Source organism: Streptomyces sp. MBT65 (genome assembly GCF_016612545.1).
GTDB lineage: Bacteria > Actinomycetota > Actinomycetes > Streptomycetales > Streptomycetaceae > Streptomyces.
Window position 1 is genome coordinate 1 of sequence record NZ_JAENRY010000327.1, and the last position, 11,084, is coordinate 11,084.

10 protein-coding genes and 1 pseudogene are annotated in these 11,084 nt (G+C 74.3%); 9 read left to right on the plus strand and 2 right to left on the minus strand.

Annotated features, from left to right (window positions below):
* Window positions 1–1,979 (minus strand): FAD/NAD(P)-binding domain-containing protein (locus JHN63_RS42915; protein ID WP_200690559.1); only part of this gene is annotated, 1,979 nt, incomplete at its 3' end.
* Between the two features lie 646 nt (window positions 1,980–2,625).
* On the opposite strand from JHN63_RS42915, the gene JHN63_RS42920 reads away from it, so the two are divergent.
* Window positions 2,626–3,207, plus strand: a complete 582-nt coding sequence (locus JHN63_RS42920; RefSeq protein WP_307782117.1) for a hypothetical protein — start codon at window positions 2,626–2,628, stop codon at window positions 3,205–3,207.
* Complete coding sequence (locus JHN63_RS42925; protein WP_200690554.1) at window positions 3,204–3,389, plus strand: hypothetical protein; 186 nt, start codon at window positions 3,204–3,206, stop codon at window positions 3,387–3,389. Before JHN63_RS42920 ends, JHN63_RS42925 begins: the two co-directional genes overlap by 4 nt.
* Before the next feature lie 424 nt (window positions 3,390–3,813).
* Here the strand turns inward: JHN63_RS42925 and JHN63_RS42930 are convergent, their stop codons facing one another.
* Entirely contained in the window at window positions 3,814–4,002 is a 189-nt protein-coding gene (locus JHN63_RS42930) for a hypothetical protein (RefSeq protein ID WP_200690555.1), read from the minus strand.
* A gap of 137 nt (window positions 4,003–4,139) precedes the next feature.
* Between JHN63_RS42930 and mvk the strand changes: the two genes are divergently transcribed.
* The 7 genes and pseudogenes from mvk to JHN63_RS53380 all read left to right on the plus strand — a co-directional run bounded on the left by mvk (window position 4,140) and on the right by JHN63_RS53380 (window position 10,848).
* Window positions 4,140–5,147 carry a mevalonate kinase gene (gene mvk, locus JHN63_RS42935; protein ID WP_234478530.1) on the plus strand — a complete coding sequence of 336 codons (1,008 nt, stop codon included), beginning with the start codon at window positions 4,140–4,142 and terminating at the stop codon, window positions 5,145–5,147.
* A gap of 169 nt (window positions 5,148–5,316) precedes the next feature.
* Window positions 5,317–6,351 carry a diphosphomevalonate decarboxylase gene (gene mvaD, locus JHN63_RS42940; protein WP_200690560.1) on the plus strand — a complete coding sequence of 345 codons (1,035 nt, stop codon included), beginning with the start codon at window positions 5,317–5,319 and terminating at the stop codon, window positions 6,349–6,351.
* Window positions 6,348–7,493, plus strand: coding sequence for a phosphomevalonate kinase (locus tag JHN63_RS42945; RefSeq protein ID WP_307782118.1), 1,146 nt, complete (start codon window positions 6,348–6,350; stop codon window positions 7,491–7,493). The genes mvaD and JHN63_RS42945 overlap by 4 nt, the downstream gene beginning before the upstream one ends.
* Window positions 7,490–8,581, plus strand: coding sequence for a type 2 isopentenyl-diphosphate Delta-isomerase (gene fni / locus JHN63_RS42950; protein ID WP_200690557.1), 1,092 nt, complete (start codon window positions 7,490–7,492; stop codon window positions 8,579–8,581). The genes JHN63_RS42945 and fni overlap by 4 nt, the downstream gene beginning before the upstream one ends.
* Window positions 8,578–9,669, plus strand: a complete 1,092-nt coding sequence (locus tag JHN63_RS42955) for a hydroxymethylglutaryl-CoA reductase (RefSeq protein WP_200690558.1) — start codon at window positions 8,578–8,580, stop codon at window positions 9,667–9,669. Before fni ends, JHN63_RS42955 begins: the two co-directional genes overlap by 4 nt.
* A gap of 2 nt (window positions 9,670–9,671) precedes the next feature.
* Window positions 9,672–10,112 (plus strand): annotated as a pseudogene (locus JHN63_RS53375) (hydroxymethylglutaryl-CoA synthase); the annotation flags it as partial.
* Between the two features lie 286 nt (window positions 10,113–10,398).
* Window positions 10,399–10,848 carry a hydroxymethylglutaryl-CoA synthase gene (locus tag JHN63_RS53380; RefSeq protein ID WP_234478531.1) on the plus strand — a complete coding sequence of 150 codons (450 nt, stop codon included), beginning with the start codon at window positions 10,399–10,401 and terminating at the stop codon, window positions 10,846–10,848.
* The last annotated feature ends 236 nt before the right edge of the window (window positions 10,849–11,084 follow it).

Here is an 11,084-nt window from a genome sequence, read left to right on the forward strand (position 1 = left end):
AGGACTCCGACGCCATCGCGGCGGCGGTCCTCGCCGTGCCCCAGGCCCCCGCCCCCTGGCGCCGCGATGGCGTCGGAGTCCTCCAGGGTGACCGAGCCGACGCCGGGGCGGATGCCCGCGGCGGTCACCCAGTGCACGGACTCGGTGGGCACGCCGTAGGCGAAGCGGCGCGGGTGGGGCACCCCGCGGGCGTCGACGAGGTGGTAGGGCCGCTCGGACACCTCCAGTCCCCCCGTCTCGTACCCGGTGCGGTCGGTGCTGCCGCCGTCGGTGCTGTCGGTGGCGGGGATGCGGTAAGGGCGGCACTGGCCGGTGCGCAGCAGCTGGTTCATCAGCGGGTCGGCGGTGCGCCGCAGGTCGATCGCGGGCAGCCGGGCCTCGATGAGGACACCGGCCCTGACCTGTACGCCGGGGATGTCGGAGGTCGCCACGAAGCAGGGGCCGTCCGCGTCGTGCGGGTCCGCGCTCACCCGCAGGCCGGGGCCGGTCACCTCCAGGACGCCGGCGTCGACGAGCGCGGCCATCTCCTCGATCCGCGAGGCCGGCGGGCCGATGGAGAGGTAGGCGTTGAGCGGGGTGTACCAGCCCTCCAGGTCCTCGCGGTGGGAGGCGGCGGACAGGCCGGCGTGGTCGACGGCGAGACGGACCTCGTTGCGCAGGTCGCGCAGCACGTCCAGGGCCGCCTTGACCGGTCCGCTGACGTTGCCCTGGCGGGCCAGGCGGACGTCCTCGTCGAGATGCCCGCGCAGCCAGGTCCGGAAGGTGGCCAGGTCGGGGAAGCCTTCCGTGCCGTAGGGGCGGGCCAGGCGCTCCCAGTCCCAGCGCTCGGCCGCGGCGATGCCGGCCTCCGCCAGCAGGCGGTCCTCGGCCGTGCCCGGCTCGGCGTGCAGATAGCGCTCGGTGAACTCCTCGGCCGCCGCGGCCGCTTCGCCGCGCCGGGTGAGGAGGGCCGCGTAGTAGACGGCGCACACCTCCTTGGAGATCAGCGGCCACAGGTCGGCGGCGAAGTCGACGGCCGTGCTGCGCCGGTCGCCGGCGCGCAGGGCGGCGATGCAGCCGGCCGTCAGCAGCCGGGGGCGGTGGCGGCCGTGGGCGCCCTTCTCGTTCTCGCCGCGCGCCTGGTAGGGCACCCCGCGCCGCGATCCGGCGTACAGGCGCGGCTCGCGGCCCGAGGGCCGGTAGACCAGGCGTCCGCCGGTGCGGGTGAAGACGCCGCCCCTGCCCCGGGTGAACAGGGCCATGTGGTCGAAGAAGTTGAGGCCCAGCCCGCGCAGCAGCACGCTCTCGCCGGGGCCCACGAAGGAGAGGTCGACGTCGGCCGGGTTGGCGGGGGCCACATAGGTCAGCCCGTGCCGGGCGGCGAAACGGTCCAGCTGCCGCTCGGCGGGCGAGAGCCGTGCCGGCACGTGGCCCTGCGCCAGGACGACCGCGGACAGGCCGCCCAGCCGGGTGCCGTCCTCCAGGGTGACGCTCTGGCGCCCGGCCCGGCGGCCGTCGGCGTCGGTGAGGGCGACGGCGCGCGCCGCGTGGACCCGCACCCGCACATGCGCGGCGGCGTTCGCGACGACCCGCCCGAACGCCCAGGTGAGATAGGAGCCGTAGAGGGCGCGGGTGGGATAGGTGTCGGGACCCAGCGCGCGGGCCTCGGTGAGGATCTCCGCGCCGTCCACCGGTGCGGGGCAGCTGTCCAGGGTGCCCGACTCCAGGGCGCGCGCCCACTCGTACAGGCTCGGGCCCTCCTCCAGCGGGCCGTCGATACGGACGCTGGCGTCGGTGTAGACCGTCACCTGCGAGGCGACGGTGTTCATCAGCAGGTGCCGCGACTGGCTGGGGCGCCACACCCGGCCCGAGCCCGGCGGGTCGGGGTCGACGACATGCACGGTGACGGTGTCCCAGCGGGGCGACTTCCGTTCCTGCGCGCACAGCCGTTCCAGGACGGAAAGGCCCCGGGGTCCGGCACCGACCAGGCACACCTCCAGATGCGCCGGCGCGCCGTCGCCGGGCGGCGGTGCCGCGGCGCGCGGGTGGGGGTCCCCGGGCGGACGGGCCCCGCCCGGGGGAAACCGACCGGCCGTCGCACCGGCCGGCGGGTCGGCCGTCGTATCGGCCGTCGTGTCGAGCGGCCCTGCGAGGAGTCCGGCGTCTACTGCGCGTTCGCCTGCGTGCGTACCGTCCACAGTTCCTCCCTTCCTGCGGCCACCGTGGGCGCAGGCGCTCGACCAGGGCTCGGCTGCGGGTGGAAAAGGCCTTGAGGAATCGGGGAGCGCATTTCACCGGCGTGTTCCCGAACGGGGCTGTATCGGGACTCGAGTCACCCGGCGGGTAATGGAAGAAACCGCCGGGGAACCGCCGGGGAGCCGTAAAAGGACCGCCGGAGGCGGGCGCGGCAGCCCCCGGCGGACGAAAGCACCGGGTCAACTGCCGTGATCGGCACGGGACATCACGGAATATCACGGGATATCAAAAAACAGAGTTGTGGACAGCGGTTGCGGGGCCCAGGCGCCTCGTGAAGGAGTTTCGATGAATTCCCAGTCATGCCCCAGGAGTCACCCCCAGGAAAGCGTCGCCGCCGCCGGGTCCGTCCTCTGCGCCCCGTGCGTGCGAAGGGCGGCGCACCATCTGCGGGTGCTTCCCGCCCTTCACCAGGAATGCCTGCACCAGGCGTCCCTGACGGGCCGACGTACGAATCCCACCAAGGTCTCCGGCAGCCGCCGCAGGGACCACCTGGACATCACCGTGCTCGACGCCCGCCACAACATCGAGACCGTTCTCGAGTCGTGGTCGTCGATGGTCGCGGAAAAACGCGGGATCACCACTCCGCCGCGGGCCGTTCCCTCCCTGGCACGGTTTCTGACCCGGCATCTGGAATGGCTCGCCGGCCAGCCCCCGGCGGACGACTTCGCCGAGGAGATCGAACGCCTCGTCGGCGAACTGCGCCAGACCATCGACCCCGACCCCCATCCCCTGCACGCCCTCATCCGCGGCTGCGTGGTGGACGGCTGCCCCGGGACGATCAGCGCCCTGCCGCAGCGCGCGACCGGCACGGGCGGCGGTGGCGGTTCGGGTACGGGTGGCGGTTCGGGTACGGGTGCCGGTTCGGGTTCGGGCGGCAGCATCCGCTGTTCCTCGGGGCACGCGTGGAACGTGGGCGAGTGGCTGGGGCTGCGCACACTGATGGAACGGCAGCGGAAGGGTGTCAGCGCATGATCAAGCCACCGAGCCACCGGCTCGTCCCCACCAAAGTGGCCGCCCTCGCCGTGGGGGTGTCCGAGGCGACGATCCGCAAGTGGGTCAGCCGCGGGAAGATCACCCGCTACGGCGCCCCGAACCGCCGCTCCGAGTTCGACATCGAGGAACTCACCGAGATCGCCCTGCACCGCAGGCCCTGACCGGACACCGGCCCGGGCACCGACCCCGAACGCCGGGCTCCGCGCCTCGCGCTCCCGGCTCCCGCACCTCATACTCCGGCTCCCAGCTTCCGGCTCTCAGACCCCGAGCCCTCGCACTCCGGCTCCGGCCTCGCACTTCGGTTCCGGCTTCCGGCTTCCAGGCCGTCCGAGCTCCTGACGGTGCCTCAACTTCCTTGCCCCATAGGCCCGAAGAACCCCCGACGTGCCCGCCGCGACTGCCCTGGCAGCCGCGGCTGCGCCGGTTGTGCCGGTCTCGGATCCACCCCCCGTTCGAGTGACCCACGTCACTTCGGTGCGGTGTTGGCGGGGGGCCTGACCCCGTGTCACTATCTCCCTACATCTCCCCTGCCCAAAAGCCGCCGCGAGGCCGTACCGCGGCAGGGGGCGCGTGCCGCGGTCGCCGTCATCCGGCGCGCGGCACCTTTTCTTTCACCGCTTCTTCCACCGCATCCGCCGCGCCGCCCGGCACACCCGGGCGGTGCCGCCGATGCCCCGCCGCCACCGCGCCGCCGGCGAAGTCCCCGAAGTCCCCTGCCGGGTAGGGCAGTTGCCGCCGTACGCCCTCGCAGGCCCCGTTCCGCCCCTCATCCACGACCCTCTCCGGGCCTCCGGATCTCCGGGTCGCCGGGCGGGGCGGTCCGGCACGCCATGACACGGCACGGCATGGCCGTACGGCCTCTCTGCACAACAGACATCTCCGTGCACAACAGACATAGGGAGCTGAGTGCGTTGACTCTACCGACCTCGGCGGAGGGGGTGCCGGACAGCCGCCGGACCCGCTCGGTCGGCATCGGCCGCGCCCACGCCAAGGCGATCCTGCTGGGAGAGCACGCGGTCGTCTACGGCGCCCCGGCGCTCGCCCTGCCGATCCCGCAGCTCACGGTCACCGCCAGTGCCGGATGGTCCTCCCAGCCCGGCGACGGGCAGGGCGACTTGTCCTACACGGTGACCGGTTCCCCCTCGCGGGCGATGGTGACGCAGGCCTCCGACGGTCTGCGCCGGCTGACCGCGGAGTTCAGGGCGCGGATGGGCGTGAGCGGCCGGCCGCATCTGGACGTGATCCTCGACGGTGCGATCCCGCACGGCCGGGGGCTGGGCTCCAGCGCGGCCAGTTCGCGGGCGATCGCGTTCGCGCTGGCCGACCTCTTCGGGCGCGAGCTGGACGAGGCCACGGCGTTCGAACTGGTGCAGACGGCCGAGAACATGGCGCACGGCAGGGCCAGCGGTGTCGACGCCATGACCGTCGGCGCGCTGCGCCCGCTGCTGTTCCAGGCGGGCCGGACGCGGGAGCTGAGGCTGGGCTGCGAGGGCCTGTTCATCGTCGCGGACAGCGGTGAGCCGGGCAGTACCCGGGAGGCGGTCGAGCTGCTGCGGGAGGGGTTCGAGCGCCGGCCCGGGGCGCGGGCACGGTTCGTACGGCGGGCCGCGCGGCTGACCGAGGCGGCCCAGCTGGACCTCGCCGAGGGCCGGGCCGGTGACCTGGGCCGGCGGATGACGGACTATCACGCGCTGCTGCGGGCGGCCCGCCTGAGCACCGGCCCCATCGAGCGGCTGGTCGACGCCGCGCTGGGGGCGGGCAGCCTCGGCGCCAAGATCACCGGCGGTGGTCTGGGCGGCTGCATGATCGCGCTGGCCCCGCCGCAGCGGGCCCGCGAGGTCACCCGGCGGCTGCACGAGGCAGGCGCCGTACAGACATGGCTCGTACCGTTGAAGGGGCTCGACAACCATGCGCCGTGAACAACGACCGACCACCGCACCGGGCCCGCTGGAGACCGCGACGGTCCTGCCGGACACCGCACCGCGAGTGGCGGGGACCGCGCCGGGCGCGCCGCAGGCAGAGGCCGCGCCGCATCCTGTGGAGAGCGCGCCGCGGCCCGCGAAGGCCGTACCGCGGCCGGTGCGGAGCATGCCGGGCGGGCCGCGGGCGGACGCCGTCGCCGGTGTCACCGCGGTCGCGCATCCGAACATCGCGCTGGTCAAGTACTGGGGCAAGCGGGACGAGCGGCTGATCCTGCCCTGGACCGACAGTCTGTCGATGACGCTGGACGTCTTCCCGACCACCACCCGTGTCCGGCTGGACGCCACCGCCGGCCGCGACGAGGTGACGCTCGACGGGGTGCCCGCGACGGGCGAGGCGGCCCGGCGGGTCGGCGCGTTCCTGGAACTGGTGCGGGAGCGGGCCCGGCTGCCGTGGCGGGCGGTGGTGGACAGCCGCAACACCGTGCCCACCGGGGCGGGGCTGGCGTCCTCGGCCAGCGGGTTCGCCGCGCTGGCCGTGGCCGCCGCGGCCGCCTACGGGCTGGACCTGGACGCCGGCGGGCTGTCCCGGCTGGCGCGCCGGGGTTCCGGGTCGGCCTCGCGGTCGGTGTTCGGCGGCTTCGCCGTCTGGCACGCCGGGTCGCCCGGTGCCACGGGCGCGGCGGCGGACGCGGGTTCCTACGCCGAGCCGGTGCCGGCCGCCGGCGGCCTGGACCCGGCGCTGGTCGTCGCCGTGGTCGACGCGGGCCCCAAGACGGTCTCCAGCCGGGAGGCGATGCGCCGCACCGTGGACACCTCGCCGCTGTACCGGCCGTGGGCCGCCTCCAGCCGGGCCGACCTGGCCGCCATGCGGGCGGCGCTGGGGCGCGGCGACCTGGAGGCGGTGGGTGAGATCGCGGAGCGCAACGCGCTGGGCATGCACGCGACGATGCTGGCGGCGCGGCCCGCGGTGCGCTATCTGTCGCCGGCCACGGTCACCGTGCTGGACCGGGTGCTGCAGCTGCGGCGGGAGGGCGTGGCGGCGTACGCGACCATGGACGCCGGACCGAACGTGAAGGTGCTGTGCCGGCGCGCGGACGCGCGGCGGGTGGCCGCCGCCGTCGGCGAGGCCGTCCCGGCGGCACGGGTGCTGGTCGCCGGCCCGGGGCCCGGGGCCCGTCTGCTGGACGGGACCGGCCGGTGACGGCCACGGCGGCGGGGCTGTCCGCGGGGCGCACGGTGGTGCGGCGGGCGCCGGGCAAGCTGTTCGTCGCGGGCGAGTACGCGGTGGTGGAGCCGGGCAACCCGGCGATCCTGGTGGCGGTGGACCGCTACCTCACCGTCACGGTCACCGCCCCGCAGGACAGGCCGGGCGGCCCGGACGTGAGGATCCGCAGTGACCTCACCGCGCGGCCGGCCGGCTGGCGCTGGCGGGAGGGACGCCTGGTCCCCTGCGGCGGCGACGGCGGGGCGCTGGCGTACGTGGTGTCGGCGATCGAGACGGTCGGCGCGCTGCTGGCCGAGCGCGGCATGTCCCTGCCCCGCGCGGACATCGCGGTGAGCAGCCGGCTGCACGAGGGCGGCCGCAAGTACGGGCTGGGTTCCTCCGGTGCGGTGACCGTGGCGGCGGTGGACGCCGTGGCCGGGTTCTGCGGGGTGGAGCTGTCGGCCGGTGAGCGCTACCGGCTGGCGATGCTGGCCGGCGCGCGGGTCGATCCGAAGGGTTCGGGGGGTGATCTGGCCGCCAGTGCCTGGGGCGGCTGGATCCTCTACCGGGCGCCGGACCGCGACTTCGTGCTCGACCTGGCCCGCCGGGTCGGTGTCGGCCGGGCGCTGGCCGCGCCCTGGCCCGGCCACACGGTGCGGCCGCTGCCGGCGCCGGCCGGGCTGCGCCTGGAGGTCGGCTGGACCGGGGAGCCCGTCTCCACCGCCTCCCTGGTGGCCGGCCTGCACCACCGCGGCCGGCCCGGCAGTACGGCCCGTGGCCGCTACACCACCGCCTCCAACCAGCTGGTGGAGGCGGCCGCCGCCGCGCTGGAGCGGGGCGACGACGCCGGGCTGCTGGAGCAGATCCGCACCGCCCGCCGGGAGCTGGCACGGCTGGACGAGGCGGTCGGGCTCGGCATCTTCACCGACCGGCTGACCCGGCTGTGCGAGGCGGCCGAGGCCGCCGGCGGCGCGGCCAAGCCGTCGGGGGCGGGCGGCGGCGACTGCGGTATCGCCCTGCTGGACGCGGCGGCGGACCGGCACATCTGTCAGGTACGGCGGCAGTGGAACGCGGCCGGGGTGCATCCCCTGCCGGTGCGCCCCGCCGCACGGGAGCCCGGAAGGAACCGGCACACATGAGTGCTCAACGCAAGGACGACCACGTCCGGCTCGCCATCGAGCAGCAGGACACCCCGCAGGGGGTCAACCAGTTCGACGAGGTGTCGTTCGTCCACCACGCGCTGGCGGGCCTGGACCGCCGGGAGGTGTCCCTGGCCACCTCCTTCGCCGGCCTGTCCTGGCCGGTGCCCCTCTACGTCAACGCGATGACCGGCGGCAGCGCCCGCACCGGCGCCATCAACCGGGACCTGGCGGCCGCCGCCCGCGAGAGCGGGGTGCCCATCGCGTCCGGGTCGATGAACGCCTACTTCAAGGACCCCTCCTGCGCGGACACCTTCCGGGTGCTGCGCGAGGAGAACCCGGACGGGTTCGTGCTGGCCAACGTCAACGCGACGGCGACGGTGGACAACGTGTGGCGGGCGATCGAGCTGCTGCGGGCCGACGCGCTGCAGATCCACGTCAACACCGCGCAGGAGACCGCGATGCCGGAGGGCGACCGGTCCTTCGCCGCCTGGCCGGGCCAGATCGAGAAGATCGCGGCGGCCGTCGACATCCCCGTGATCGTCAAGGAGGTCGGCAACGGGCTCAGCCGCCAGAGCGTCCAGCTCCTGGCCACGCTGGGCGTGGCCGCCGCCGATGTCAGCGGACGGGGCGGCACCGACTTCGCCCGCATCGAGAACGGCCGCCGCGCTCTGGGCGAGTACGGCTTCCTGCACGGCTGGGGCCAGTCCGCGCCCGCCTGCCTGCTGGACGCCCAGGACACCGGGATGCCGCTGCTGGCCTCCGGCGGCGTGCGCACCCCGCTGGACGCCGCCCGCGCCCTGGCCCTGGGAGCCCGAGCGGTCGGCGCCTCCGGCATCTTCCTGCGCACCCTCCTGGACGGCGGCGTGGACGCCCTGACCGCCCAGCTCGCCCGCTGGCTGGACCAGCTGGCGGCCCTGCAGACGATGCTCGGCGCCCCCACCCCGGCCGCTCTGACCCGCTGCGACCTGCTCGTCCACGGCTCCCTGCGCGCCTTCTGCGCCGACCGCGGCATCGACACGGGCACCCTCGCCCGCCGCTCCAGCTCCGGCGCGCTGCGCGCCCCGACGACGGGAAGCACCCGATGACCGACACCCGCGCCACCGCCACCCATGCCACGGCCACCCATGCCACCGCCGGGATCCCGATGCGCTGGGTGGGCCCCCTGCGCATCTCCGGGAACGTCGCCCGCACCGAGACCCGTATCCCGCTGGCCACCTACGAGTCACCGCTGTGGCCCTCGGTGGGCCGCGGCGCGAAGGTCTCCATGCTCACTCCGGAGGGCATCGTCGCCACCCTCGTGGACGAGCGGATGACCCGCTCCGTCCTGGTCGAGGCCACCGACGCCCAGGCCGCCCACAGCGCCGCACAGCTGGTGCAGGCGCGCATCGAGGACCTGCGGGAGGTGGTGCGCGGCTGCAGCCGCTACGCCCAACTGCTCGCCGTACGGCACGAGATCAACGCCAACCTGCTGTTTTTGCGCTTCGAGTTCTCCACCGGCGACGCCTCGGGCCACAACATGGCCACCCTCGCCTCCGACGCCCTGCTGGCCCACCTCCTGGCCACCGTTCCCGGTATCTCCTACGGCTCGATCTCCGGGAACTACTGCACCGACAAGAAGGCCAGCGCGGTCAACGGCATCCTGGGCCGCGGCAAGAACGTCGTCACCGAACTCCTCGTCCCCCGCGACGTGGTGCACGACGTCCTGCACACCACCGCCGCCAAGGTCGCCCGACTCAACCTGCGCAAGAACCTGCTCGGCACCCTGCTCGCCGGCGGGGTGCGCTCGGCCAACGCCCACTACGCCAACATGCTGCTCGGCTTCTACCTGGCCACCGGCCAGGACGCGGCCAACATCGTCGAGGGCTCGCAGGGCGTGACGATGGCCGAGGACCGCGACGGCGACCTCTACTTCGCCTGCACCCTGCCCAACCTGATCGTCGGCACCGTCGGCAACGGCAAGGGCCTGGGCTTCGTGGAGACCAACCTGACCCGCCTGGGCTGCCGCGAGGACCGCGCGCCCGGCGACAACGCCCGCCGCCTCGCCGTCATCGCCGCGGCGGGCGTGCTGTGCGGGGAGCTGTCCCTGCTCGCCGCGCAGACCAACCCCGGCGAACTGATGCGCGCACACGTCCAGCTGGAACGCGACCCGAAGACCGCAAAGGTGGGTGCCTGACCATGTCCCTGTCCATCGGAATCCACGACCTGTCCCTCGCCACCGGCGAGTTCGTCCTGCCGCACACCGCGCTCGCCGCCCACAACGGCACCGACATCGGCAAATACCATGCCGGCATCGGCCAGGAGTCGATGAGCGTGGCCGCCGCCGACGAGGACATCGTCACCCTCGCCGCCACCGCCGCCGCGCCCCTGATCGCCCGCCACGGCACCGACCGCATCCGCACCCTCATCCTGGCCACCGAGTCCTCCATCGACCAGGCCAAGGCGGCCGGCATCTACGTCCACTCCCTCATCGGCCTGCCCTCCGCCACCCGCGTCGTCGAACTCAAACAGGCCTGCTACGGCGCGACCGCCGCCCTGCAGTTCGCCGTCGGCCTCGTCCGCCGCGACCCCGCCCAGCAGGTCCTCGTCATCGCCAGCGACGTCTCCCGCTACGACCTCGACTCCCCCGGCGAGGCCACCCAGGGCGCCGCCGCGGTCGCCATGCTCGTCGGCGTCGACCCCGCCCTGGTGCGCATCGAGGACCCCTCCGGCGTGTTCACCGCCGACGTCATGGACTTCTGGCGCCCCAACTACCGCGACACCGCCCTGGTCGACGGCCAGGAATCGGTCGGCGCCTACCTCCAGGCCGTCGAGGGCACCTGGAACCTGGAAGGACTACACCGAGCAGGGCGGCCGCACCCTGGAGGAGTTCGCCGCGTTCTGCTACCACCAGCCGTTCACCAAGATGGCCTACAAGGCCCACCGCCACCTCCTCAACTACTGCGGCCGCGACACCGACGAAGGCACCGTCACCGCCGCCCTGGGCCGGACCACCGCCTACAACCGGGTCGTCGGCAACAGCTACACCGCCTCCCTCTACCTCGCCCTGGCCGCCCTCCTGGACCAGGCCGACGACCTCACCGGCCGCCCCGTCGGCTTCCTCAGCTACGGCTCCGGAAGCGTCGCGGAGTTCTTCGCCGGCACCGTCGTCGCCGGCTACCGGGAGCATCTGCGCACCGCCGCGCACCGCGAGGCCATCACCCGGCGCACCGAGGTCGACTACGCCGGCTACCGCGCCCTGCACGAACACCGCCTGCCCTCCGACGGCGGCGACCACACCACCCCCGCCCAGACCACCGGCCCCTACCGGCTGGCCGGCATCAGCGGCCACAAACGCCTCTACACCACCCGCTGAGCCCACCCCGGCGGCCGTCCCGGCTGCGCCCCCCGTGCGGGGCGCGTAGTCGGGACGGCCGCCACCCGTCCGTTCATTCCATCCACGCACCATGCGAAGGGAGGGCAGCCGCATGGACGACGCGACGATCCTTAGTACGGGCAGCCCGATCAGGGACGTCAGGATCCTCGGCACCGGCGCGTACGTGCCCGAGCGGATCGTCCCCAACGACGAGGCCGGAGCCCCGGCCGGGGTCG